The organism is Streptomyces sp. SM11, from assembly GCF_002910905.1.
Classification (GTDB): Bacteria; Actinomycetota; Actinomycetes; order Streptomycetales; family Streptomycetaceae; genus Streptomyces.
On record NZ_NEUE01000302.1, the window covers coordinates 22,205 to 48,165 of the forward strand.

The window sequence follows — 25,961 nt, forward strand, 5'->3', positions numbered from 1 at the left end:
CCCTGACCTGCGGATTCTCCGTCCACCGACTGTGGGGGAGAAAAACTTTCACCCTCATTTCAAGATCACCGCAAACGACGCGGGAGGGAAGGGCCCACCAGGAAGAAAGTAAGGGCCGTAGACCGATTGCATCTCTTACCTGTGGAAGATTAGATTGACCCCCATGACCCAGGCCCCCGCGACCTCGAAGAACGGCCGCCGACGGCACGACCGCGAGATCATCGCGCTCGCCGTCCCGGCGTTCGGCGCGCTCGTCGCCGAGCCCCTGTTCGTGATGGTCGACAGCGCCGTCGTCGGCCACCTCGGCACTCCGCAACTGGCCGGCCTCGGCATCGCCGCGGCCCTCCTGATGACCGCCGTGAGTATCTTCGTCTTCCTCGCCTACGCGACCACGGCTGCCGTCGCCCGCCGCGTGGGGGCGGGCGACCTGCCCGCCGCCATCCGTCAGGGCATGGATGGCATCTGGCTCGCTCTGCTGCTCGGAGCCGCCGTCGTCGCCCTCGCGGTCCCGACGGCCCCCTGGCTCGTCGACATCTTCGGCGCGTCCGACACTGCGGCTCCATACGCCATCACGTACCTGAGGATCTCCATCCTCGGTATCCCGGCCATGCTCGTCGTGCTCGCCGCCACCGGCGTACTCCGCGGCCTCCAGGACACCCGCACCCCGCTGTACGTCGCCATCGGCGGTTTCACGGCGAACGCCGCCCTCAATGTGACCCTCGTCTACGGTGCCGGGCTCGGCATCGCCGGATCGGCGTGGGGAACGGTGATCGCCCAGGTCGGTATGGCCGCCGCTTATCTCGTCGTGGTGATCCGCGGGGCCCGGAGGCACGGCGCCTCCCTGCGCCCCGACGCGGCCGGCATCAGGGCCAGCGCACGGGCCGGCGTACCCCTGCTGGTCCGGACCCTGTCCCTGCGTGCCGTCCTGATGATCGCCACCGCCGTCGCCGCCCGCCTCGGGGACGTCGACATCGCCGCGCACCAGATCATCCTCTCCCTCTGGAGCCTGACCGCCTTCGCGCTCGACGCCATCGCTATCGCGGGTCAGGCGATCATCGGCCGGTACCTTGGGGCGAACGATGAGAAGGGCGCGCGCGAGGCCTGCCGCCGCATGGTCGAGTGGGGCATCGGTTGCGGCATCGTTCTCGGCGTCCTGATCGTGCTCGCCCGCCCCCTGTTCATCCCGCTCTTCACGAACGACCCCTCAGTGCAGGACACCCTGCTCCCCGCGCTCCTGGTCGTGGCGGTCTCCCAGCCGATCGCCGGCGTGGTCTTCGTCCTGGACGGCGTCCTGATGGGGGCGGGCGACGGACGCTATCTCGCCTGGGCGATGCTGGTGACACTCGCCGTCTTCGCTCCCGTCGCGCTCCTGGTGCCCTCTCTCGGCGGCGGGCTCACCGCGCTCTGGTGGGCAATGACGCTGATGATGACCGTCCGCCTCGTCACGCTCTGGCTACGTACCCGATCGGGCCGCTGGATCGTCACCGGGGCTACGCGCTGAGCGGTACACCGCACGAGCTGTTTCACGTGAAACGTCCCGGGGTTGTTTCACGTGAAACACAGTGAAGGGCCGCACCCGATGGGTGCGGCCCTTCACTGACTCAGCTGAGCTCTGCCCTTAGGCAGCAACAACCTCGACGCCGAGCTTCGCTGCGACCTCGGGGTGCAGACGGACGGACACCTGGTGTCCGCCGAGCGTCTTGATCGGCGAGCCGAGCTCGACGCGACGCTTGTCGACGTCGGGACCACCGGCGGCCTTGATCGCCGCAGCGACGTCGGCCGGGGTGACCGAGCCGAAGAGACGGCCGGCGTCGCCGGAGCGAACAGCCAGACGGACCTTCACGCCCTCGAGCTTGGCCTTGATCTCGTTGGCCTGCTCGATCGTCGCGATCTCGTGGATCTTGCGGGCGCGGCGGATCTGCGCCACGTCCTTCTCGCCGCCCTTGGTCCAGCGAATGGCGAAGCCACGCGGAACCAGGTAGTTGCGGGCGTACCCGTCCTTGACGTCGACGACGTCGCCGGCGGTGCCGAGGCCGGAGACCTCGTGGGTGAGGATGATCTTCATGCTCTTGTCACCCTTCCCTTATCGCGCGGTGGACGTGTAGGGCAGCAGCGCCATCTCACGGCTGTTCTTGACAGCCGTGGCGACGTCACGCTGGTGCTGCGTGCAGTTGCCGGTGACGCGGCGGGCACGGATCTTGCCGCGGTCGGAAATGAACTTCCGCAGCATGTTCGTGTCCTTGTAGTCCACGTACTGGGTCTTGTCCTTGCAGAACGCGCAGACCTTCTTCTTAGGCTTGCGCACAGGCGGCTTCGCCATGGTGTTTCTCCTGTGTGATCAAGAAGTGGGGGTACGAGCAGCCCTAGAAGGGAGGCTCGTCCGAGTAGCCGCCGCCAGAGGCACCGCCGGAACCGCCGGAACCGCCGGAGCTTCCGCCCCAGCCGCCTCCGCCGCCCTGCTGTCCCCCGCCGCCCTGGCCGCCTGCCGGCGCGCCGGTCGCCCACGGGTCGTCGGCGGGTGCACCGCCGCCGCCCTGCTGGCCACCACCACCGGGACCGCCGCCCCAGTTGCCGCCGCCCTGCTGGCCGCCGCCGTATCCGCCCTGGCCGCCCTGACCGCCGCGACCGGTGGTCTTGGTGACCTTGGCCGTGGCGTTCTTGAGGCTGGGGCCGACTTCCTCGACGTCCAGCTCGTAGACCGTGCGCTTGACGCCCTCACGGTCCTCGTAGGACCGCTGCTTCAGCCGGCCCTGCACGACGACGCGCATGCCTCGCTGAAGCGACTCCGCGACGTTCTCCGCCGCCTGACGCCAGACCGAGCAGGTCAGGAACAGGCCTTCGCCGTCCTTCCACTCATTGGTCTGCCGGTCGAAGATGCGGGGAGTGGACGCGACACGGAACTTCGCGACCGCCGCACCGGACGGGGTGAAGCGCAGCTCGGGGTCGTCGACGAGATTGCCGACGACCGTGATGACGGTCTCGCCTGCCATGGGTGAACCTCTCGGCGGGGATTGCTTCTGGCTGCTTGCTGCTACTCGGACCCGAAAACCGCTGAGCTAGATGCTCAGTGGATCTCGGGACGGAGGACCTTGGTCCGGAGGACCGACTCGTTCAGGTTCATCTGGCGGTCGAGCTCCTTGACGACCGCAGGCTCGGCCTGCAGGTCGATGACCGAGTAGATGCCCTCGGGCTTCTTCTTGATCTCGTAGGCGAGCCGACGACGGCCCCAGGTGTCGACCTTCTCCACCTTTCCATCGCCCTCACGGACGACGGAGAGGAAGTTCTCGATCAGCGGGGAGACTGCTCGCTCCTCGAGATCGGGGTCGAGGATGACCATCACCTCGTAGTGACGCATGTGGAACCCACCTCCTTTGGACTCAGCGGCCACGGTCGTTCCGTGGCAGGAGGGTCGTGATGCGTGTTGCAACGGCGTTCCCGAGGAGAACACCCGGCACTGACAATCCGCTCCCGAACGATCCCGAAGTGGGGGTTTGGGTAGGGGCTCGCCGTGCTGGCCTGGGCAGACACCGGTGCAGACCGTACAGACTACCCGTAGACCGGCTTCCGGTTGAAATCATGAGCTCAGAGGGCACAATCGAGACAGATGCGGTGTGAGAGGCGCTACACCCGCCGCGGTGCGGGAGGCGCTGGATTCACCCGCCCATCCGTCCGGCCAGGAGGTACTCCATGGCACAGACCATTCGCCCCGCCACCGGCTCGCTCTTCGCGACGGACGGCAAGCCGCACCCGCTCCAGGACACCCTGCTCGCCGTGACCCTCGTACTGGGCGCACTCGCCTTCGTGACGGCGATGTTCCACCACCTGCACCTGATCAGCTCGTGGGCCGGGCTCGTCGGCGTCCTGACCGGTGGGTACGGGATGTACGTCTCCAAGACCACCGGCGAGCGGTTCGGCCTGATCATCGGACTCGGCGCGTCCGCCGTCGGTTTCTTCCTCGGCATGGCCCACGGCGGCCTCTTCGGCGGCGTGATCACCTGACCGGGCCATCGGCCCGAACGCCGGCCGGTGCGGGTGCCCGGGTGCCCGCACCGGTCCGCCGTGCGTTCCGGGCCCCCGGGGCCGGACCGGGCGCCCCTCGGTCACAGTAGGCTTCGGCGCGAGAGCCGGAGCCCCTGACCGATGGGGACACACCTGCCGAGGAGCGCCCCGCATGAGCCTGACCCTGAGGACCATCAGCCGAGAGCAGCATCTGGCGTACATCCAGAGCCTGCCCTCGGCCAGTCACTGCCAGGTCCCGGCGTGGGCTGATGTGAAGACCGAATGGCGCTCGGAGAGCCTGGGCTGGTTCGACAAGAACGGCGAGATCGTCGGCGCCGGCCTCGTCCTGTACCGCCAGCTGCCCAAGATCAAGCGCTACCTGGCCTACCTGCCCGAGGGCCCGGTCATCAACTGGTACGCGCCGAACCTGGACGACTGGCTCCAGCCGATGCTGGCCCACCTCAAGCAGCAGGGCGCCTTCTCCGTGAAGATGGGCCCCCCGGTGGTCATCCGCCGCTGGAACTCGGCGGCCATCAAGTCCGGCATCCAGGACCCGGACGTGAAGCGCCTGCGCGACGTCGAGGCCACGCACATCGAACCGCGCGCCTTCGAGGTCGCGGACCGGCTGCGGAAGATGGGCTGGCAGCAGGGCGAGGACGGCGGCGCCGGATTCGGTGACGTACAGCCCCGCTACGTCTTCCAGGTGCCGCTGGCCAACCGCTCGCTGGAGGACGTCCTCAAGGGCTTCAACCAGCTGTGGCGCCGCAACATCAAGAAGGCCGACAAGGCCGGCGTCGAGGTCGTCCAGGGCGGCTACGAGGACCTGGCCGAGTGGCAGCGGCTCTACGAGATCACCGCCGTGCGCGACCACTTCCGGCCGCGCCCGCTCTCGTACTTCCAGCGCATGTGGACCGTCCTCAACTCCGAGGACCCCAACCGGATGCGGCTCTACTTCGCCCGGCACAACGGCATGAACCTCTCCGCGGCCACGATGCTCGTCGTCGGCGGACACGTCTGGTACTCCTACGGCGCCTCCGACAACATCGGGCGCGAGGTCCGGCCGTCGAACGCCATGCAGTGGCGCATGCTGCGCGACAGCTACGCGATGGGCGCGACCGTCTACGACCTGCGCGGGATCAGCGACTCGCTGGACGAGACCGACCACCTGTTCGGCCTGATCCAGTTCAAGGTCGGCACCGGCGGCGAAGCCGTCGAGTACGTCGGCGAGTGGGACTTCCCGCTCAACAAGTTGCTCCACAAGGCGCTCGACATCTATATGTCGCGCCGCTGATCCGCTTCACTGCTTACCTGGGCCGGCACATCCCGGCACACAACCGTTCGTTCCTGATCCACCGCAGCCACCAGAAAGGTTCCGGGCCGCCATGGCGCTCTCCCTCTACGTCGACACCGCGCGCTGGCGGGCGCACCACAAGTCCGTGATCGACCAGTTCCCCGGTCTCGTACCCGTCTGCAAGGGCAACGGCTATGGCTTCGGCCATGAGCGCCTCGCCGACGAGACGATCCGCTTCGGATCCGACACCCTCGCCGTCGGGACGACCTACGAGGCGGCCCGGATCAAGGACTGGTTCAGCGGCGACCTGCTCGTCCTGACCCCGTTCCGGCGCGGTGAGGAACCCGTACCGCTGCCGGACCGCGTCATCCGGTCCGTCTCCTCCGTCGACGGGGTGCACGCCCTGGTGGGCGCCCGGGTCGTCATCGAGTGCATGAGCTCGATGAAGCGCCACGGCGTCAAGGAGGATGAGCTCGGACAGCTGCACGCGGCGATCGAGGACGTACGGCTCGAAGGCTTCGCCCTGCACCTGCCGCTGGACCGCACCGACGGCTCCGACGCCGTCGAGGAGGTCATCGGCTGGATGGACCGGCTGCGCGCGGCCCGGCTGCCGCTGCACACCATGTTCGTCAGCCATCTGCGCGCCGAGGAGCTGGCCCGGCTCCAGCAGCAGTTCCCGCAGACCCGCTTCCGCGCGCGTATCGGCACCCGGCTCTGGCTCGGCGACCACGAGGCCACCGAGTACCGGGGAGCCGTTCTGGACGTCACCCCCGTCGTCAAGGGCGACCGGTTCGGCTACCGCCAGCAGAAGGCCGCGTCCGACGGCTGGCTGGTCGTCGTGGCCGGCGGTACGTCCCACGGAGTCGGCCTGGAGGCGCCCAAGGCGCTGCACGGCGTGATGCCGCGGGCCAAGGGCGTCGCCCGCGCGGGCCTGGCCACGGTCAACCGCAACCTGTCGCCGTTCGTCTGGGCGGGCAAGCAGCGGTGGTTCGCCGAGCCGCCGCACATGCAGGTGTCGATCCTGTTCGTGCCCTCGGACGCCCAGGAGCCCCGGGTCGGTGACGAGCTGGTCGCCCATCTGCGCCACACGACCACCCAGTACGACCGGCTCGTCGACCGCTGAACCGCCCGGGCGCGGCCCTGAACGGCCGCGCCGGGCCCCGGCTCAGCCGTCCCGGGTGGGTGTCACGCCCCACTCCACCTGAGGTCCTGTGACCGTCGGGGCCGGGTGCCCGGACGGACGGGGCTCGGGCGCCAGCGCGAACGCGTCCCGAGCCCCGTCGAGGACGCCGCCCGACGGGTCGTCCGACCCGTCCTTGCGCACCGGGTCCTTCTCCGGCAGGAGGATGTCCCGGACGATCAGCGCGCACAGGTACAGCGTGCCCAGCAGGTGCAGGGCGATCGCGACCTGGTAGCCCTCCTGCGGCAGTCCCTGGTGTTTGTCCCCGCCGCTGGTGTAGGCGAGGTAGAACCAGATCCCGAGGAAGTACATGACCTCGCAGGCCTGCCAGATGAGGAAGTCGCGCCAGCGCGGCCGGGCCAGGACGGCCAGCGGGATCAGCCAGAGCACGTACTGCGGTGAGTAGACCTTGTTCGTCAGGATGAACGCGGCCACCACCAGGAACGCCAGCTGGGCGAAGCGCGGCCTGCGGGCCGCGGACAGTGCCAGGCCCGCGATGCCCGCGCAGAGCACGGCCATCAGGACGACCGAGGCGGTGTTGACCGTCTCCACGTCGATGGGCTTGCCGGTGCGCTGGGTGATGATCAGCCAGAACGAGCCGAAGTCGATGGGCCGCTCCTGGCTGAAGGTGTAGAACTTCCGCCATCCCTCGGGGGCGAAGAGCATCACCGGCAGGTTCACCACCAGCCAGGCCGCCCCCGCACCCAGCAGGGCCGTCCCGAGCTCGCGCCACCTGCCCGCCCGCCAGCAGAGCAGCAGGAGCGGGCCGAGCAACAGGACGGGGTAGAGCTTGGCGGCCGTGGCCAGGCCGATCAGGATGCCGAACGCGAGGACCCGGCCCCGGGACCACATGAGCATCGCCGCAGCCGTCAGGGCGACGGCCAGCAGGTCCCAGTTGATGGTCGCGGTGAGGACGAACGCGGGGGCCAGCGCGACCAGGAGACCGTCCCAGGGGCGGCGGCGGTGCGTGCGGACGGTGCACACGGCGACGACGACCGCGCAGATCATCAGCATGCCCGCGTTGACCATCCAGTACATCTGCTCGCGCTGCTGGATGGGGTCGCTGTCGGGCGTCAGCGTCAGCCAGGCCGCCACCTGCATGAACACCCCGGTCAGTACGGGGTACTCCAGGTACTGCATATCGCCGCTCAGCCGGTCGAAGTACGGCACGAGGCCGTCGGCGAACCCGCGTCCCAGAAAGAGGTGCGGAATATCGGAGTAGCAGGCGTGCGTGTACTGCGAGGTGGCCCCGCGGAACCAGGCCCATTCGTAGCAGGGGATCTTCTGCACCATGCCGAGGGCGAACATCCCGATCATGACCAGCGCGACGACGCGTACGGGCGTGAGCGGACCATCGCCGAGCCGCGCCCAGCGTCCCACCCGGCCACCGAACAGCTCGCTGCCGGCCGCCGCGACCTCGTCCTGATCGGTGGGCCGCACGACGGGCCGTTCCTGGTGCACGCTCGTGTCTTCTGCGCTGGGGCTTGGCATGCCGCACATCCTGCCGTACGGGGCTGTGCCCGGGGCAGGGACCGCCCGGAGGACACGGCAGGAGAGCGCAGGAGACCGCGTGCCGCCGGGAACGCGGCGAGGGCCGCCGTACCCATCCAGGTACGGCGGCCCTCGCCGCTGTGCCGGTCCGGCCGGAAAGGGCCCCGGCCTGCGTTCCGGCTATCCCCGGTTGCCCCAGATCGAGCCGGTTCCACCCGGGTTGCCGTCCGCTCCCTGGGCACCGCCGTTGTCGCCGCCGTCGGTCGTTCCGGTGTTGTCGCCGCCGTCGGTCACTCCGGTGTTGTCGCCGCCGTCGGTCACTCCGGTGTTGTCGCCGCCGTCGGTCGTTCCGGTGTTCGCCCCGGAGTTCGCCCCGGCGTTGGCCCCGCCGTCGGCCGCGTGGCAGTTCGGGTCGAAGATGCCGCAGGTCCTGCTCGGCGTCGGCGACGGACTCGGGGTGGTCCGGGTCGGATCCGGGGTCGGCGGCGGCTCCTCGGAGGGCGTCGGCGAAGGCGTGGGGCTGGGCGTCGGGCTGGGGCTCACCGCGCCACCGCCCCACACGACATCACCCAGGTCCTTCGGTTCCGGGAAGGAGACGGCCTTCTTGCCCTTCATCGCGCCGGTCATGTAGTCGTGCCAGATCGAGGCCGGGAACGAGGCTCCGTGGATCTTCTCCTCACCACCGGTGCCGAACATCATCTCGAACTCGCGCTCTTTGTTCGTCTCGTCGTCGTCGTACCGGAACATGCTGATGGCGGTCGAGATCTGCGGCGTGTACCCGACGAACCATGCGGACCGGTTGCCGTCCGTCGTACCGGTCTTGCCCGCGGCCTCACGGCCCTCCAGCCGGGCGGGCGTACCCGTCCCGTTCTCCACGACGTTCTTCAGCACATCCGTGATGTTGTCGGCGATGTCCGGGCTGAAGGCGCGCTTGGACTTCTTCTTGTGCTTGAAGACGGTCACGCCCCCCTTCTTCACCTCGGACACCGAGAACGTGTCGTTCTGCTGGCCGCTCGTGGCGAAGGTGGCGTAGGAACCCGCCATGCGGATGGCGCTCGGCGACGAGGTGCCGATGGAGAACGAGGGAACGGTCGCGTTCGCCATGAAGGTGTCGTCCTTCAGGCCTGAGGCGACGGCGACGTCCTTCACCTTGTCCGTACCGACGTCCATGCCGAGCTGCACGAACGGGGAGTTGGCGGACTTCTCCATGGCCGTCCGCAGGTCGATCTCACCGTAGTTCTGGTCGCCGTCGTTGGTCTGACGCCACTCGTCGCCGTTCTCGTTCAGCCAGATCTTGCCCGTGTAGTCCCTGATCCGCAGCTTGTTGTCGCCGTTGTAGATGCTCTCCGGCGAGACCTGGGTGCGCTCGGAGTTGCTCTGCTCCTTCCCACCGGAAGGATCGCGCACGCCGTACTGCATGGCCGCGGCCAGTACGAACGGCTTCCACGTCGATCCGACCTGGGCACCGGTGGCGTCGGCGTTGTTCGTGAAGTGCGTGGTGGCGTCCTGGCCGCCGTACGTGGCGATGATGGCACCGGTCTTCGCGTCCACCGACGCACCGCCGAACTCGACGTGCGTGTCCGTCTTGGGCCGCTCCTTGGGCCGGATCTTGGCCTTGTAGACCTTGTCCACCGCTGCTTCGAGCTCCTCCACCCTCTTCTTCTGGAAGGTGGTGTGGATCTCGAAGCCGCCCAGTTCGAGCTGCTTGGCGTCGATGCCCTGGTCGTTGTTGGCGACGAAGTACTTCTTGGCGAGGTCCACCAGGTAGCCGGTCTGGCCGCCGAGCTTGGCGTCCTTCTTCTTCGGCAGCGGATCCGGGAACTTCGTGTGCTTGGACCGCTCCTCCGCCGTCATGCGCCCGTCCTTGACCTGCTCGTCAAGGATCCACTTCCAACGCTCTTTGGCCCGCTTGGTGTTCTTCGCCTTGGTCGCGTTGACCTTGTCGATGTCGGTGGCGCCGGCGGGGTCGTAGTAGCTCGCGCCCTTGAGCAGGGTGGCCAGGAAGGCGCACTCGCTCGCGTTCAGGTCGCCGGCGTCCTTGTTGTAGTAGGTGCGGGCCGCCGCCTGCAGACCCGAGGCCCCACGTCCGTAGTAGGAGACGTTGAGGTAGCCCGCCATCACCTCTTCCTTGGAGTCCTCCTCGGCGACCTTGAGCGTGATGAAGAGCTCCTGGAACTTCCGCTTGAGCGTCTGGTCCTGGGTGAGCATGGAGTTCTTCACGTACTGCTGGGTGATGGTCGAGCCGCCCTGGGTCTCGCCGCCCGTGGCCATGTTGAACAGCGCGCGCCCGATGCCCATCGGGTCGATGCCGCGGTCCGAATCGAAGCTCTTGTTCTCGGCCGAGATCACGGCGTTGCGCATCTCCACCGGGATCTGCTCGTACTTGAGCATCTGACGGTTGACCGCACCGCCGGTCGCCACCATCTGCGTGCCGTCGGCCCAGTAGTAGACGTTGTTCTGCGCCGCGGCCGTTTTACTGACTTCCGGTTTGACCACAAACGCATAGGCGACGCCCCCGATGCCCATCAGGACGCCGAGGAACCCCAGGCAGAGCCCCGAGACCAGCTTCCAGGAGGGCACCCAGCGACGGAACCCGTGCTTGCCGTACCGCGGGTAGTCGATGAAGCGCTTCTTTCCGGGGCCGCCGTTGTCGCGCCCCCGGCCCCTCGGGCCGTCAGAACCGCCACCGCGCCGTCGGCCGCCGCCCTGGGACGCACGGCGGGCCTCGGCCCGACTGCCGTACTGGCGCTCCTGGCCACCGCGTGACTCGGACGGTGATTCGGAAGGTGACTCAGACGTGGCTCTGCGTGACGGGACCGCTCGGCGTCCGGTCGACTGCTGGGCGGCTCGTCTGGCCGCGGCGCGCCCGCCACCCTGTGGCTGAGGCGTTTTGCGACGGTGCTCGCTCATGGAACGACTACTCCTCGGGCAGGCGAGAGCGCCTGGAAGCGGCAGTTGAGATCCGGTCCCCCCGAATTACGGACAAGCCACTGCGGAAGGCTCACCCGCAGTGCATCCGGCAGTCCGCGATGACTGACGCGCGAAAGCGCCTCGCGGTTCCCGGTGGTCTGCATGCCGCACAGACTACGCACGGTCAAAACCCACCTAGGGCCGAACTTCACCCCAAACAACGCAAGTCGAACCCTGAGAATTGTTGATGTGACGCCGTTCACGAAGGTCACCCTTGTCGAATGGGTCGGAGCGATCTATCGTGCTGATGTATCGAGTCGATACATCAGCGCGGCATACGTACGCCGGTGATTCCGGTGGACCGTGCCGACGGAAGCAGCGGGAGAAGGAGGAGGCACCGGTGAGCAGACGCTCCGGCATCCTCGAGTTCGCCGTTCTCGGCCTGCTCCGCGAATCGCCGATGCACGGCTATGAGCTGCGCAAACGCCTCAACACCTCGCTGGGGATCTTCCGTGCGTTCAGCTACGGAACCCTCTACCCCTGCCTCAAGACGCTGGTCGCCAGCGGCTGGTTGATCGAGGAGCCCGCCGGTGACCCGGCGGACACCGCGCCGGTCGCCGGACGCCCGGCCGCTGCCTCCTCGTCACTGACGGGACGCCGGGCGAAGATCGTCTACCGGTTGACGGCAGAAGGTAAGGAGCACTTCGAGGAGCTGCTGTCGCACACCGGTCCGGACGCCTGGGAGGACGAGCACTTCGCAGCGCGCTTCGCCTTCTTCGGCCAGACCGAACGCGATGTACGGATGCGTGTCCTCGAAGGCCGGCGCAGTCGGCTGGAGGAGCGCCTGGAGAAGATGCGCGCCTCTCTCTCCCGCACCCGTGAACGACTCGACGACTACACACTTGAGCTGCAGCGGCACGGCATGGAGTCCGTGGAGCGCGAAGTGCGCTGGCTGAACGAGCTCATCGAGAGCGAGCGGTCGGGACGGGATCGGCGACGATCCTCGCCCGACGGCTCCGCTCAGCAGGACACACCTGGAGAGACGGGCGGCCTGCCCCGGCACCGGGACAACACCCGGCCGGATCCGTCCGACGACACCGCCAAGTGAAGTCATCGCACTCCGCGGCGACTTCATCGGAAACACCGATTACACAGGGAGCAACCGGAATGGGTTCGGTTCGCGTAGCCATCGTAGGCGTGGGCAACTGCGCCGCCTCGCTGGTGCAGGGCGTCGAGTACTACAAGGACGCCGATCCGGCCGGCAAGGTGCCCGGTCTGATGCACGTCCAGTTCGGCGAGTACCACGTCAGTGACGTCGAGTTCGTCGCCGCCTTCGACGTCGACGCGAAGAAGGTCGGCCTCGACCTCGCGGACGCCATCGGCGCCAGCGAGAACAACACCATCAAGATCGCGGACGTGCCGAACACGGGCGTGACCGTCCAGCGCGGCCACACCCACGACGGTCTCGGCAAGTACTACCGCGAGACGATCGAGGAGTCCGCGGACGCCCCGGTCGACGTCGTCCAGATCCTCAAGGACAAGCAGGTCGACGTTCTCGTCTGCTACCTGCCCGTCGGTTCCGAGGTCGCTGCGAAGTTCTACGCGCAGTGCGCCATCGACGCCAAGGTCGCGTTCGTCAACGCTCTCCCGGTGTTCATCGCCGGCACCAAGGAGTGGGCGGACAAGTTCACCGAGGCCGGTGTCCCGATCGTCGGCGACGACATCAAGTCCCAGGTGGGCGCCACCATCACGCACCGCGTGATGGCGAAGCTCTTCGAGGACCGCGGTGTCATCCTGGACCGCACGATGCAGCTGAACGTCGGCGGCAACATGGACTTCAAGAACATGCTCGAGCGTGAGCGCCTGGAGTCCAAGAAGATCTCGAAGACGCAGGCCGTCACCTCGCAGATCCGTGACCGTGAGCTCGGTGCGGACAACGTCCACATCGGCCCCTCGGACTACGTGGCCTGGCTGGACGACCGCAAGTGGGCCTACGTGCGCCTCGAAGGCCGCGCGTTCGGCGACGTTCCGCTGAACCTGGAGTACAAGCTCGAGGTGTGGGACTCCCCGAACTCGGCCGGTGTCATCATCGACGCCGTCCGTGCGGCGAAGATCGCCAAGGACCGCGGCATCGGTGGCCCGATCCTCTCGGCTTCGAGCTACTTCATGAAGAGCCCGCCGGTGCAGTACTTCGACGACGAGGCCCGCGAGAACGTCGAGAGGTTCATCAACGGCGACACCGAGAGCTGAACAGGCCTTCTCGGCTGACAGCCTCACCGGAGCGCTGAGCGGAGACGCTCACCTCTTCCTGCCGCACGTCGGGGGTCCCCGGGCAATCCGCCCGCGGACCCCCGACGTGTGTGACGCTTGCTCCCATGTCTGTCGCGCGTGATCTGCGCACCCTGCTGCGCCTGCGGAACTTCCGCCGCCTGCTCACCGTGCGGCTCCTGTCGCAGTCCGCCGACGGCGTCTACCAGGTCGCCCTCGCCACGTACGTCGTCTTCTCCCCGGAGAAGCAGACGTCGGCCGCCGCCATCGCTTCCGCGATGGCCGTTCTCCTCCTGCCCTACTCCCTGATCGGCCCCTTCGCGGGGGTACTGCTGGACCGCTGGCCCCGACGTCAGGTCTTCCTCTACGGGAACCTCCTGCGGGCCGCCCTGGCCTGCTCCACTGCGCTGCTGATCCTCGCCGCGGTCCCCGACTGGCTCTTCTACGCCTCGGCCCTCTGCGTAACCGCCGTCAACCGCTTCGTGCTGGCCGGGCTCTCCGCCGCCCTGCCCCGGGTGGTCGACACCGATCGCCTCGTCGTCGCCAACTCCCTCTCCCCGACCGCCGGCACCCTGGCGGCGACCGCGGGAGGCGGCCTCGCCTTCGTCGTACGGCTACTGGCCGACGAGTCCGACGCGGCGGTCGTGCTGCTGGGATCGATGCTCTACCTGCTGTCGGCGCTGGCGTCCCTGAGCCTGCCCCGCACCCTGCTGGGACCGGATACCGACGGGAGCCCCCTGCGGCTGCGGGCCGCTCTGGCCGTCACCGCACGTGGGCTCGTCGCCGGGCTGCGGCATCTGGCACAGCGGAACCACGCGGCCCGGGCCCTGGCCGCCATGACCGTGATCCGCTTCTGTTACGGCGCCCTCACCGTGATGGTGCTCATGCTGTGCCGCTACGCCTGGTCCGACACCGAGTCCGACGGGCTGGCCCTGCTCGGCCTGGCGGTCGGGGTGTCCGGTGCGGGATTCTTCGTCGCCGCCGTCCTCACCCCGTGGGGGGTGGGACGGCTCGGCCGGTACGGGTGGATCGTGGCCTGCGCCGGGACGGCGGCGGTCCTGGTGCCCGCCCTGGGGCTCTCCTTCGCCCCCGCCCCGATGCTGATCGCCGCGTTCGTGCTCGGTGCCATGACCCAGGGGTCGAAGATCGCGACCGACACGGTCGTGCAGACCTCGGTCGACGATTCCTTCCGCGGCCGCGTCTTCTCGCTCTACGACGTGCTCTTCAATGTCGCGTTCGTGAGCGCCGCAGGCGTGGCGGCCCTGATGCTCCCGTCGGACGGCAGATCGGTCTCCGTCGTGGCGGTCGTATCGGTGCTGTACTCGGTGGTCGCGCTGACGATGTTCCGCTGGCGACGCACCGCGGACCGCTGGTAGCGGCTCATGGATGTGCCGAGGGGCGTTGTTTCACGTGGAACAACGCCCCTCGACACATCCAGCGGGTGATGTTTCACGTGAAACATCACCGCGCCGGGGCTCAGTCCTGCCGCGCCCACCACTCCTTGAGTGCCGCCACAGCGGCGTCCCGCTCCATGGGCCCGTGCTCCAGGCGCAGCTCCAGCAGGAACCCGTACGCCTTGCCGATCACCGGCCCGGGGCCGACATCGAGGATCCGCATGATCTCGTTGCCGTCCAGATCGGGGCGGATCGAGTCGAGCTCCTCCTGCTCCTGCAGCAGGGCGATGCGCTCCTCCAGCCCGTCGTAGGTGCGGGAGAGCGCGTTCGCCTTGCGCTTGTTCCGGGTCGTGCAGTCCGAGCGGGTCAGCTTGTGCAGACGCTCCAGCAGCGGCCCGGCGTCGCGCACGTACCGGCGCACCGCGGAGTCGGTCCACTCTCCATCGCCGTACCCGTGGAAGCGAAGGTGGAGCTCCACCAGTTTCGACACGTCCTTGACCAGGTCGTTGGAGTACTTGAGCTCGGTCATGCGCTTCTTCGTCATCTTCGCGCCCACCACCTCGTGGTGGTGGAAGGAGACCCTGCCGTCCTTCTCGAAGCGGCGGGTCCTCGGCTTGCCGATGTCATGGAGCAGCGCAGCCAGACGCAGTACGAGATCGGGGCCGTCCTCCTCCAGGCCGATGGCCTGCTCCAGAACGGTCAGCGAGTGCTCATAGACGTCCTTGTGACGGTGATGCTCGTCACTCTCCAGGCGCAGCGCGGGAAGCTCGGGCAGCACGTGCTCGGCCAGTCCTGTGTCGACCAGGAGCCCCAGACCCTTGCGCGGGTGCTGGGAGAGCAACAGCTTGTTGAGTTCGTCGCGGACCCGCTCGGCGGAGACGATGCCGATGCGCGCGGCCATCTCCGTCATGGCGGTGACGACGTCGGGGGCGACCTCGAAGTCGAGCTGCGCGGCGAAGCGGGCGGCGCGCAGCATGCGCAGCGGGTCGTCGGAGAAGGACGCCTCGGGCGTGCCCGGAGTGCGCAGCACCCGCTCGGCGAGGTCCTTCAGACCTCCGTGCGGATCGACGAACTCCTTCTGCGGCAGCGCCACGGCCATCGCGTTGACCGTGAAGTCGCGTCGCACGAGGTCGTCCTCGATGGAGTCGCCGTAGGAGACCTCCGGTTTGCGCGAGGTCCGGTCGTACGCCTCCGACCGGTAGGTCGTGACCTCGATCTGGTACCCGTCCTTCTGGGAGCCGACGGTGCCGAAGGCGATCCCGACCTCCCACACCGAGTCGGCCCAGGGGCGGACGATCTTGAGTACGTCCTCGGGGCGGGCATCGGTGGTGAAGTCCAAGTCGTTCCCGAGCCTGCCCAGCAGCGCGTCGCGGACCGAGCCGCCGACCAGCGCGAGGCCGAATCCGGCCTCCTGGAATCGACGGGCGAGGTCGTCGGCGACCGGGGACACCCTCAGCAGCTCACTCACCGCGCGGTGCTGCACCTGGCTCAGTGCACTGGCGTTCTCTTCGTTGGCGTTCGGCACAACAGAAAAGGGTACGTGCACGGACCGGCCGCGGCGTCATCGTTTACGGGGACCCTGCGGGATACCCGCGAGCATGTGCGACGGACCCCAGCACTTCGGCTCTCCGCACCTCGTTACCATGCGGGGACGCAGGACCGAACGATCGACAGCATCTGACGACGAAAAGGGACGGGTAGGCGCGTGGCCGAGGCGGCAGACTTCCAGGGGACGCGTCCGTCTCCTGCCCGCCGGTGGCTCCGGCGCACGGCCTCCGTGGTGCTGGGAGCACCTCTGCTGGCCGGTCTCCTGGCCGTTCCGGCCGCCGGTTCCGCCCCGTCCGCCGAGCCCGCCAAGGCCCCCACAGGCTCCCGTACGGTCGATGTGTCCCTGGACACGCTCTCCCCGAGCGTTCCCACGGAGGACGACACCCTGACCGTCTCCGGAACGCTCACGAACAAGGGCAAGGAGACGATCAGCAGCGCCGAGGTCGATCTGCGGGTCGGCCCCCGGCTCTCCGGCCGGGGAGAGGTCGACGACGCCGCCAAGCGCTCCGCATACGTTCCCGGTGTCGACCCGGCCACCGTCGGGGACAAGTACACGGTGAAATTCCCCAAGCTCGCCAAGGGGATCAGCCAGGACTTCACGCTCACCGTGCCCGTCGACAAGCTGGGCCTGGACGACTCCGGCGTCTACCAGCTCGGCGTCTCGGTCTCCGGCCGCACGACCAGCGCCCCCTACTACGAGCAGGTGCTGGGCATCAAGCGCTCGTTCCTGCCCTGGCAGCCCGAGGCGAGCGACAGCAGGACGAAGCTCACCTTCCTCTGGCCGCTGATCGCGTCTCCCCACGTCACGGCGGAGACCCGCTCGGACGAACAGCAGACGCCCGTGTTCACCGACGACAACCTGGCCGAGGAGCTGGCGCCAGGCGGCCGGCTGGAGCGGATGGTGGCCCTGGGCAGCCGGCTCCCCGTGACCTGGGTCGTCGACCCGGACCTCCTGGCGAGCGTCGCGGCGATGGCCGGGAAGTACGAGATCGAGTCGGGTGACACCACCGTCCCGGGCAAGAACCAGACCGTTGCCAAGCAGTGGCTGACCGCTCTGGAGAAGGTGGTGGAGGACGGCAAGGTGATCGCGCTGCCGTTCGCCGACCCCGATCTGGCCTCCATCGCGCACCGCGGCAAGAACGTCTCCGGAACGCTCAGCCATCTGCAGAACGCCTCCACGGTGGCCGCGACCGCGGTGGAGACCATCCTCCATGTGAAACCGTCCACCGACTTCGCCTGGCCCGTGAACGGCGCCGTGGACTCCTCCATCGTCGATGTGGCGACTTCGGCGGGCGCCCACAACGTGATCGCTCGCAGCGACAGCTTCGGGCAGACGGCGGAGCTTCCGTACACGCCGACCGCGGCGCGGCCGATCGGCGGGGGGACCACCGCGGTCGTCGCGGACGCCCGGCTGTCGACCTTGTTCGACGGCGACATGTCGAGGGCGGGTACCTCCACCCTCGCGGTCCAGAAGTTCCTCGCACACACCCTCGCACTGACCGAGCAGGCGCCCGACAACGAGCGCAGCATCGTCGTGGCCCCGCCGCGGATGCCTACCGCCGCGCAGGCCCAGACGATGGCCCGCGCCCTGGAGGGCCTGGCGGGCAACAGCTGGACGCAGCCACTCGACCTCGTCGCCGCAGCCGAGGTGAAGCCCGACCCGAAGGCCACCGCCAAGGTGCCCCGGGCAGCCGCGTACCCGAAGAAGCTCCGCGCCCAGGAACTGCCCACACAGGCTTTCCAGGACATCCGCACCACCCAGGGCTCGCTCGACAGCTTCGCGACGATCCTGACGCAGCCCGAGCGCGTGGTGACGCCCTTCGGCAACGCCGTCAACCGCTCGATGTCGACGTCCTGGCGCGGACGGTCCCTGGAAGCGCAGCAGTACCGGGACGCGGTCCGCGACTACCTTCAGAGCCTCACCTCCGAGGTCCAGCTCATCGAGAAGTCCGACGTCACCCTCTCCGGGCGCAGCGCGACGATTCCGGTGACCGTGCAGAACCAGCTGGTGCAGGGTGTCGACCGGCTGGTTCTCCGGCTCACCTCGGACAACATCCGGCTCAAGTTCAACGATGATGGGAGTACCGCAGCACTGCCGATCAACATCGCGGGCGGGCACAGCCAGTCGGTGAAGTTCGACACGGCGACCAGCGCCAACGGCCGTGCCCAGGTGACCGCCCGGCTGTACACGGAGGACGGCAGGCAGTACGGCGAGGCGATGACCTTCACCGTGAAGGTCTCCGAGGTGACACCCACCGTGCTGCTCGTGATCGCCGGCGGACTGCTGCTCCTCGTGCTGGCAGGCATCAGGATGTACAGCCACCGCAAGCGCGCCGTGGCAAGCGGCACGGCGGACGGCAACGGCGGCGGACCCGAGCAGCCGAGTGACCCGACTCCGGACACCGGTCCGGAAAGCGGGGACCCGTCGGGAACGGGTGAGAAAGTGGACCGTTGAGCGATGTCTGTCGTGGCCGGTCGGCCGGGGACGATGAGGTAGGGGTTTCGATGAACGCGCCGTACGACGGTGACCGCGGGCAGGGCGCGGGCGGAGCAGCGTCTCCGAGCGGGCCTCCGGTTCCTCCGGGCGCGGGCCAGGACGGCTCCGTGCCGCCGGACCCGTACTTCCAGCACGCCTACGAGGACGACCCCTACCGGGCTCAGGACCTGGCCGCCCAGGACCCGGTGGGCGAGGCGCTCTACGACCGCGCCGCGCACCCTCCGCCGCCTCCCGGCACCTACCAGGAGCCGGGGCCGCTCTACCAGCAGCCGCCCGCCGCTCCCTACGCCCCCGACCCGCGCGTCTGGGCCCAGACCCCGCCCCCCGAGCCGGCGGGGCCCTCGCGGCACCTGCCGTACGGGGACCGCCCGGCGACCACGCAGTTCGTCGGCGTCGACGCCCTCGTCACCCAGGCTTCGGACGACCGGCAGGAGCCGGACGCCTTCGCCCACCTCTTCCGGGACCAGGAGGGATCGGGGAAGCCTCCGGTGCCGCCCCAGCCCGAACCGGCGCCCGCGCCCGCGCCTGCCAAGGGCGGCGGCAAGGTCTCCGGGCTCCTGAAGTCCAGCGCGGTCATGGCCGCGGGCACCCTCGTCTCCCGGCTCACCGGATTCGTGCGGTCCCTGGTGATCACCGCCGCACTCGGCGCCGCGATCCTCGGCGACAGCTTCACCATCGCGTACACCCTGCCGACGATGATCTACATCCTCACCGTCGGCGGCGGCCTGAACTCGGTCTTCGTCCCGCAGCTCGTGCGCGCCATGAAGAACGACGAGGACGGCGGCGAGGCGTTCGCGAACCGGTTGCTGACGCTGGTGATGGTCGCGCTCGGCCTGATCGTCGCCGCCGCGGTCCTTGTCGCACCGGTACTGATCAAACTGATGTCCAGCACGATCGCCGACGACGTGGCCGCCAACAGCGTGGCCGTCACTTTCGCCCGGTACTGCCTGCCCACCATCTTCTTCATGGGTGTGCACGTGGTGATGGGGCAGATCCTCAACGCCCGTGGCAAGTTCGGCGCGATGATGTGGACCCCGGTCCTGAACAACATCGTCATGATCATCACGTTCGGGCTGTTCATCTGGGTCTACGGCACCTCTGGCGAGTCGCAGATGGGCGTCGACACCATCCCGCCGGAGGGCGTCCGGCTGCTCGGCATCGGCACCCTGCTCGGCCTCGTCGTCCAGTCGCTGGCGATGATCCCCTACCTGCGCGAGACGGGCTTCCGCTTCCGCCCCCGGTTCGACTGGAAGGGCCACGGGCTCGGCAAGACCGTCAAACTGGCCAAATGGACCGTGTTGTTCGTCCTGGCCAACCAGGCGGGCGTTCTGGTCGTCACCCAACTCGCCACCGCGGCGGGCGCGGCCTCGGGCCACGACGGCACCGGGTTCCTGGCCTACTCCAACGCCCAGCTGATCTGGGGCATGCCGCAGGCCATCATCACCGTCTCCGTCATGGCCGCGCTGCTGCCCCGCATCTCCCGGGCCGCCCATGACAACGACCCGGGTGCGGTCCGGGACGACATCTCGCAGGGACTGCGCAACTCGGCCGTCGCCATCGTGCCGGTGGCCTTCGCCTTCCTCGCGCTCGGCCTGCCGATGGCCACCCTGCTGTACGCCTCCAGTGGCACCGAGGCCGCCCGCTCCATGGGCTTCATCCTCATGGCGTTCGCGCTCGGCCTGATCCCGTACTCCGTGCAGTACGTCGTCCTCCGCGGGTTCTACGCCTACGAGGACACCCGTACCCCCTTCTACAACACGGTCATCGTGGCCGCCGTCAACGCCGCTGCCTCCTCCCTCTGTTATGTCGTCCTGCCCGCCCGCTGGGCCGTCGTCGGCATGGCCTTCTCCTACGGTCTGGCCTACGCGGTCGGCGTCGGCATCGCCTGGCGCCGACTGAGCAACCGGTTGGGCGGCGACCTGGACGGGGCGCACATCGTGCGGACCTACGCCCGCCTCTGCATGGCCGCGGTGCCCGCCGCCCTGGTCGGCGGCGCCGTCGGATTCGGGATCCTGGAAGTGGTCGGCACCGGTGCTCTCGGCTCACTGGCCGCGCTGATCTGCGGCGGCGTACTCCTCCTGGGCATCTTCTTCGTCGCGGCGAAGAGGATGCGCATCGAAGAGGTCAACGGCCTGGTCGGCATGGTCCGTGGACGGCTCGGACGCTGAATGAGCGCCCGCCCGCACAACCATCGCCGCACTCCGCGTGTCGTGCATAGCGCTGGAGTGTGGGCACAATTGGCGTGACTGTGCAGAGCTGGCTGGCATCGCGCAACGGATGGGGAGGCAGGAACGACGGTGGCGGAACGTAGCACGGCCGCCGTCGACGTGGCCGACAACAGCGGCGACGAGCCGCTGACCGCCAAGGCGGACGAGGCCACGACCGACGGGACGGCGCAAGCCGAGGACACCAAGGGCGCGAGCCCCAAGGACACCGAGAACACGGACGGTGGGCGGGAGCGTTCCGAGGTCGTTCCGGCGTCACCCGATCTGCACAGCGGTCACAAACTCGCCGGGCGCTACCGCCTGGAGGAGTGTGTCACCCGTCTGGACGGCTTCAGCAGCTGGCGTGCTGTCGACGAGAAGCTCCGCCGGGCGGTAGGCGTGCACCTGCTGCCCGCGGACCACCCGCGGGCCCGCTCGGTGCTGGCCGCCGCCCGTTCCTCCGCCCTGCTCGGCGACCCCCGCTTCGTCCAGGTCCTGGACGCCGTCGAGGAGAACGACCTCGTCTACGTGGTCCACGAATGGCTGCCGGACGCCACTGAGCTCACCGCGCTGCTGGCCACCGGGCCGATGGAGGCCCATGACGCCTACCAGCTCGTCAGCCAGCTCTCCCAGGCGATGGCCGCCGCCCACCGCGAGGGGCTGGCCCATCTGCGCCTCACCCCCGGCGCGGTCCTGCGCAGCTCCACGGGGCAGTACCGGATCCGCGGCCTCGCCGTGAACGCCGCCCTGCGCGGTATCACCGCCGAACGCCCCCTCCGTACGGACACCGAGGCCATCGGTGCCCTGCTGTACGCCGCGCTGACCCACCGCTGGCCGTACGGAAGCGACGCCCACGGGCTCTCCGGGCTGCCCAAGAGCATGGGACTCATCGCCCCGGACCAGGTCCGGGCCGGCGTCCACCGGGGCCTCTCCGAGCTCGCCATGCGGGCGCTCGCCAACGACGGTGCCACCGCCTCCCGGCAGGAACCGCCCTGCACCACTCCGGACGAGCTGGCCCGGGCCGTCGCGGCCATGCCGCGCATCCTTCCTCCGGAGCCCACGTTCACCGCGCCGCCGGCGTACCAGCGGACGACCTATCAACAGGGCACGTACGGGCGCCCGTCCTCCCACCCGCCCGCCGTCACCCAGCCCGTGATGCCGGTGCCTCCGGCCCCGCTGCAGAGCCGTACCGGCCGCGTCCTCAAGTGGACCGTCTCGGCACTCCTCATCGCCGCGCTGGGCCTCGGCAGCTGGCAGCTCGCGGAGGCACTGCTCGACCGGACCAAGGGCTCCGACGACACCGGCGTCACCGAGCCGAACGATAACGACAAGAACAAGGACGACAAGCCCGCGCCGTCCGCCGAACCCCTGGACATCGCGGGGGCCACGGAGTTCATGCCCGACGGCTCCGGCATCAAGCAGCGGACGGTGCCGAACACCATCGACGGCAATCCCGGAACCCACTGGGTCACCCCGCGGTACGAGAACTTCGCCAACTTCGGCAACCTCCCCCAGCGCAAGCAGGGCAGCGGAATCATCGTCGACCTCGGCAAGGTGCGTGACGTCTCCGGCATCGACGTGTCCATGTACCGGAAGGGGCAGACGACGACCGTGCTCGCCGCGTCCCCGGACGCCTCGTCCCCGTCCGCGACGGCCGACTTCGACCAGCCGATCGTCAAGCGGACCGTCTCGGGATCGAAGATCGAGGAGAAGCTCGACAAGCCCGTCCGTACCCGCTATGTCCTGATCCACATCACGGAGCTCCCGTCGGACGGAACGGGCGGATACCGGGGCGGCATCACCGACATCTCCGTCCTCGGCTGATCCACCGCCCCGTACTGTGGGGCGGACCGTTCGCCCACCGAGCGCCGACGGCGCCGAGGGTTGCGGCCGTCATACCCGTGACGGCAGGCTTCTCCCCGTCGCCACCGCTTCGCAGGGCGCGGCCCACATGTGACATCGGATCCGGTTCGGAGGGGGAGCACGGTGGATTCCGTTCCACCAGAGGCACCGAGCGACTCGGAGCTGCTCGCCCAGCATGTGGCGGGCGCCCCCGACGCTTTCGGTGAACTCGTACGCCGCCACCGCGACCGGCTCTGGGCCGTGGCACTGCGCACCCTGGGAGACAGGGAGGAGGCGGCCGACGCCGTCCAGGACGCCCTGGTCTCCGCCTTCCGCGCCGCCCACACCTTCCGCGGCCAGTCCGCCGTCACCACCTGGCTCCACCGGATCACCGTCAACGCCTGCCTCGACCGGGTCCGCAAGGCCGCCTCCCGCAAGACGTCCCCGGTGGACGACGCCGAACGGCTCGACCAGCTCCTGGAACCCCACGAATCGGCCGAGGCCCCCGCCGTGCGGCAGGACCTCCAGCGCCAGCTCCAGGAAGCCCTGGCCACACTGCCCGCCGAGCAACGGGCGGCCCTCGTCCTCGTCGACATGCAGGGCTACCCCGTCGCGGAGGCGGCCAGCATCCTGGGGGTGCCGACCGGCACCGTGAAGAGCCGATGCGCCCGGGGCCGGGCGAGACTGGCCCCCCTGGTCCGCCATCTGCGCGCGGGAACCGGGGGACAGACCCCCGACGGGGAGAACGACGCCGGAAGGAACCGGACGCCCGGACCATCCGTCCCACCTGCGCCAGGCCCCAGAGACGCAGGAGCAAGCGATCCTGCCGCCACGAAGGGAGGAGGTGGGCGCCCGTGACATCCACGGCCGACACGGCTCAGCACCCGGAGGTCTCCGAGATCTCCGATCTCACCGAGGGGCTGCTCCCCCCTTCCCGGGCGGCGGAAGTCCGGCAGCACGTCGCGGGGTGCGACCTCTGCTCCGAGGTCGCTGACTCCCTGGAGGAGATCCGGGAGATGCTCGGATCGATGCCCTCCTCCGAGCCGATGCCCGAGGACATCGCTGCCCGAATCGACGCGGCCCTCGCGGCGGAGGTCCGCCCCATCGCTCCCGCCGTGGACGAGCCGGTCGTTGTTTCACGTGAAACAACGACTGCCGAAGACACGTCGACCGACCGTGCGACGAGTGCGTCCGCTCCCAGGAGCGTCGGCGCCCCCGCCTCGGACCGTCCTGAGGGCCGGTCCTCCGCCGCTACCGGGCCTGGCCGCCGTCCCGCCCGTCGGCGTCGGCGCATTGTGGTGCTCGGCACCGCGTTCGGCGCGGCGGTCATCGGGATGGGCGTCTCCTTCCTCCAGTCCATCGTCCCGTCCGGCGACTCCCCCAAGACCGCGGCCGACAGCGGAGTCAGCGCCGCGGAGAGCGGCGCGCACGCCTACGCCGACGGCACGCTCGAATCCCGGGTGCAGGAACTGCTCGGCGGTGGATCGGGCCAGGAGAGCCCCGGTGCCAAGAAGGTGCCGCCGGACGTGGACATGCAATGGTTGGACGGAACTCACACGCCCGACGCCGAGACGTCCAGGAGCCCTTTGAAGGCCCCTGCCGTCGCCGTTCCCCCCTGTGTCCAGCAGGCCACCGGCCGCACCACCCCGGCCCTCGCCCTCGACGAGGGGACGTACCAGGGGACGGACGCCTACCTCGTCGTCCTTCCGCACCCGAGCGACACCTCACGCGTACAGGCCTACCTCGTGGCCGCCTCCTGCGTGGACACCACCCCTGAATCCACCGGGCAGCTGCTGCTCACCCGCGCCTACCACCGCCCCTGAAAACCGTCGGCGACCACCGCGGCACGTTCGGGAATGCATCAGCCGTAGGATCCGTTGGGTGGGGTGAGAGTCGTTGAACCGACCCCGTAAGCAGTTAGGCAGTCTGCAGAAACGAGGAAGCAACCCGTGAGCGACGTCCGTAATGTGATCATCATCGGCTCCGGACCGGCCGGGTACACCGCCGCGCTGTACACCGCCCGCGCCTCGCTGAACCCGTTGGTCTTCGAGGGCGCCGTCACGGCCGGCGGTGCGCTGATGAACACCACCGACGTGGAGAACTTCCCCGGATTCCAGGACGGCATCATGGGCCCCGAGCTCATGGACAACATGCGGGCCCAGGCCGAGCGCTTCGGCGCCGAGCTGATCCCCGACGACGTGGTCGCGGTCGACCTCACCGGTGACATCAAGACCGTCACCGACACCGCGGGCACCGTCCACCGCGCCAAGGCCGTCATCGTCACGACCGGCTCCCAGCACCGCAAGCTGGGACTGCCCAACGAGGACGCCCTCTCCGGACGCGGCGTCTCCTGGTGCGCCACCTGCGACGGCTTCTTCTTCAAGGACCACGACATCGCCGTGATCGGCGGCGGTGACACCGCGATGGAGGAGGCGACCTTCCTCTCCCGCTTCGCCAAGTCCGTGACGATCGTCCACCGCCGCGACACCCTGCGTGCCTCCAAGGCCATGCAGGACCGGGCCTTCGCCGACCCGAAGATCAAGTTCGCCTGGGACAGCGAGGTCGCCGAGGTCAAAGGTGACCAGAAGCTCTCCGGTCTGACCCTGCGCAACACCAAGTCCGGCGAGACCTCCGAGCTCCCCGTGACCGGACTGTTCATCGCCGTTGGCCACGACCCGCGCACCGAGCTCTTCAAGGGCCAGCTGGAGCTCGACGACGAGGGTTACCTGAAGGTTGAGGCGCCCTCCACGCGCACCAACCTGACCGGCGTGTTCGGCGCCGGAGACGTGGTCGACCACACCTATCGTCAGGCCATCACGGCAGCGGGCACCGGCTGCTCCGCCGCCCTGGACGCCGAGCGCTTCCTCGCGGCCCTGGCCGACGCGGAGCCCGCCGAGCCGGAGAAGACCCCGGCCGTCTGAACGTCCGCACCGCACCCCCACCACCCCGAGAGACTAAGGAGGCCGCCGTGGCCGGCGACCTGAAGCACGTTACGGACGACACCTTCGACGATGTCGTCCTCAAGAGCGACAAGCCCGTTCTGGTGGACTTCTGGGCCGCCTGGTGCGGCCCGTGCCGCCAGATCGCCCCTTCGCTGGAGGCGATCGCGGCAGAGCACGGCGACCAGATCGAGATCGTCAAGCTCAACATCGACGAGAACCCTGCCACCGCCGCCAAGTACGGCGTGATGTCCATCCCGACCCTGAACGTGTACCAGGGCGGCGAGGTCGCCAAGACCATCGTCGGCGCCAAGCCGAAGGCCGCGATCCTCCGCGACCTCGAGGGCTTCATCGGCGCGTAACCGCGCAGCAGCGCCCCGGCGCAATGTTTCACGTGA

21 protein-coding genes are annotated in these 25,961 nt (G+C 69.0%); 14 read left to right on the top strand and 7 right to left on the bottom strand.

The features are described from left to right. Positions 1-163: 163 nt before the first annotated feature. A complete protein-coding gene (locus B9S58_RS34765) occupies positions 164-1,501 on the top strand; it encodes an MATE family efflux transporter (RefSeq protein WP_103535852.1) in 1,338 nt (445 codons plus the stop codon). A 117-nt stretch (positions 1,502-1,618) separates the two neighbouring features. On the opposite strand, the gene rplI is transcribed toward B9S58_RS34765, so the two are convergent. The 4 genes from rplI to rpsF form a co-directional block, all read right to left on the bottom strand. Further along, the gene (gene rplI, locus B9S58_RS34770; protein WP_003967856.1) at positions 1,619-2,065 is read right to left on the bottom strand and encodes a 50S ribosomal protein L9; all 447 of its coding nucleotides are present in this window, start codon (positions 2,063-2,065) and stop codon (positions 1,619-1,621) included. An 18-nt stretch (positions 2,066-2,083) separates the two neighbouring features. Next, positions 2,084-2,320, bottom strand: a complete 237-nt coding sequence (gene rpsR, locus B9S58_RS34775; protein WP_003967857.1) for a 30S ribosomal protein S18 — start codon at positions 2,318-2,320, stop codon at positions 2,084-2,086. Positions 2,321-2,363: 43 nt separating this feature from the next. Then, entirely contained in the window at positions 2,364-2,990 is a 627-nt protein-coding gene (locus tag B9S58_RS34780) for a single-stranded DNA-binding protein (protein WP_018957346.1), read from the bottom strand. Positions 2,991-3,064: 74 nt separating this feature from the next. Next, positions 3,065-3,355: a 30S ribosomal protein S6 gene (gene rpsF / locus B9S58_RS34785; protein ID WP_018957345.1), complete on the bottom strand. Its 291-nt coding sequence runs from the start codon at positions 3,353-3,355 to the stop codon at positions 3,065-3,067. Positions 3,356-3,687: 332 nt separating this feature from the next. Here rpsF and B9S58_RS34790 point away from each other — a divergent pair, with 332 nt between their 5' ends. The 3 genes from B9S58_RS34790 to B9S58_RS34800 all read left to right on the top strand — a co-directional run bounded on the left by B9S58_RS34790 (position 3,688) and on the right by B9S58_RS34800 (position 6,413). Continuing rightward, positions 3,688-3,999, top strand: coding sequence for a hypothetical protein (locus B9S58_RS34790; RefSeq protein ID WP_103535853.1), 312 nt, complete (start codon positions 3,688-3,690; stop codon positions 3,997-3,999). Between the two features lie 172 nt (positions 4,000-4,171). Then, positions 4,172-5,290: a peptidoglycan bridge formation glycyltransferase FemA/FemB family protein gene (locus B9S58_RS34795; RefSeq protein WP_103535854.1), complete on the top strand. Its 1,119-nt coding sequence runs from the start codon at positions 4,172-4,174 to the stop codon at positions 5,288-5,290. A 91-nt stretch (positions 5,291-5,381) separates the two neighbouring features. Next, on the top strand, positions 5,382-6,413 hold the full coding sequence (locus tag B9S58_RS34800; RefSeq protein ID WP_103535855.1) for an alanine racemase: 1,032 nt from the start codon (positions 5,382-5,384) through the stop codon (positions 6,411-6,413). A 42-nt stretch (positions 6,414-6,455) separates the two neighbouring features. On the opposite strand, the gene B9S58_RS34805 is transcribed toward B9S58_RS34800, so the two are convergent. After that, a complete protein-coding gene (locus tag B9S58_RS34805; protein ID WP_181009555.1) occupies positions 6,456-7,970 on the bottom strand; it encodes a glycosyltransferase family 87 protein in 1,515 nt (504 codons plus the stop codon). Positions 7,971-8,141: 171 nt separating this feature from the next. Continuing rightward, positions 8,142-10,871, bottom strand: coding sequence for a transglycosylase domain-containing protein (locus tag B9S58_RS34810; protein ID WP_103535857.1), 2,730 nt, complete (start codon positions 10,869-10,871; stop codon positions 8,142-8,144). A gap of 400 nt (positions 10,872-11,271) precedes the next feature. Between B9S58_RS34810 and B9S58_RS34815 the strand changes: the two genes are divergently transcribed. The 3 genes from B9S58_RS34815 to B9S58_RS34825 all read left to right on the top strand — a co-directional run bounded on the left by B9S58_RS34815 (position 11,272) and on the right by B9S58_RS34825 (position 14,515). Beyond that, positions 11,272-11,979 (top strand): PadR family transcriptional regulator, encoded by a 708-nt coding sequence (locus B9S58_RS34815; protein WP_103535858.1) that lies wholly within the window; start codon positions 11,272-11,274, stop codon positions 11,977-11,979. Positions 11,980-12,038: 59 nt separating this feature from the next. Continuing rightward, entirely contained in the window at positions 12,039-13,121 is a 1,083-nt protein-coding gene (locus B9S58_RS34820) for an inositol-3-phosphate synthase (protein WP_097865587.1), read from the top strand. A gap of 125 nt (positions 13,122-13,246) precedes the next feature. Next, positions 13,247-14,515: an MFS transporter gene (locus B9S58_RS34825; RefSeq protein ID WP_103535859.1), complete on the top strand. Its 1,269-nt coding sequence runs from the start codon at positions 13,247-13,249 to the stop codon at positions 14,513-14,515. Between the two features lie 100 nt (positions 14,516-14,615). On the opposite strand, the gene B9S58_RS34830 is transcribed toward B9S58_RS34825, so the two are convergent. Further along, on the bottom strand, positions 14,616-16,058 hold the full coding sequence (locus B9S58_RS34830; protein WP_103535860.1) for a CCA tRNA nucleotidyltransferase: 1,443 nt from the start codon (positions 16,056-16,058) through the stop codon (positions 14,616-14,618). Between the two features lie 180 nt (positions 16,059-16,238). Here B9S58_RS34830 and B9S58_RS34835 point away from each other — a divergent pair, with 180 nt between their 5' ends. The 7 genes from B9S58_RS34835 to trxA all read left to right on the top strand — a co-directional run bounded on the left by B9S58_RS34835 (position 16,239) and on the right by trxA (position 25,925). Next, on the top strand, positions 16,239-18,536 hold the full coding sequence (locus tag B9S58_RS34835; RefSeq protein ID WP_103535861.1) for a DUF6049 family protein: 2,298 nt from the start codon (positions 16,239-16,241) through the stop codon (positions 18,534-18,536). A gap of 50 nt (positions 18,537-18,586) precedes the next feature. Then, positions 18,587-20,746 carry a murein biosynthesis integral membrane protein MurJ gene (murJ, locus tag B9S58_RS34840; protein ID WP_103535862.1) on the top strand — a complete coding sequence of 720 codons (2,160 nt, stop codon included), beginning with the start codon at positions 18,587-18,589 and terminating at the stop codon, positions 20,744-20,746. Between the two features lie 129 nt (positions 20,747-20,875). After that, on the top strand, positions 20,876-22,606 hold the full coding sequence (locus B9S58_RS34845) for a protein kinase family protein (RefSeq protein WP_103535863.1): 1,731 nt from the start codon (positions 20,876-20,878) through the stop codon (positions 22,604-22,606). A 162-nt stretch (positions 22,607-22,768) separates the two neighbouring features. After that, on the top strand, positions 22,769-23,482 hold the full coding sequence (gene sigM / locus B9S58_RS34850) for an RNA polymerase sigma factor SigM (protein WP_103535864.1): 714 nt from the start codon (positions 22,769-22,771) through the stop codon (positions 23,480-23,482). Further along, entirely contained in the window at positions 23,479-24,447 is a 969-nt protein-coding gene (locus B9S58_RS34855) for an anti-sigma factor (protein WP_103535865.1), read from the top strand. Before sigM ends, B9S58_RS34855 begins: the two co-directional genes overlap by 4 nt. Positions 24,448-24,573: 126 nt before the next feature. Beyond that, entirely contained in the window at positions 24,574-25,545 is a 972-nt protein-coding gene (gene trxB, locus B9S58_RS34860) for a thioredoxin-disulfide reductase (protein WP_103535866.1), read from the top strand. A gap of 47 nt (positions 25,546-25,592) precedes the next feature. Beyond that, positions 25,593-25,925: a thioredoxin gene (gene trxA / locus B9S58_RS34865; RefSeq protein ID WP_103535867.1), complete on the top strand. Its 333-nt coding sequence runs from the start codon at positions 25,593-25,595 to the stop codon at positions 25,923-25,925. The last annotated feature ends 36 nt before the right edge of the window (positions 25,926-25,961 follow it).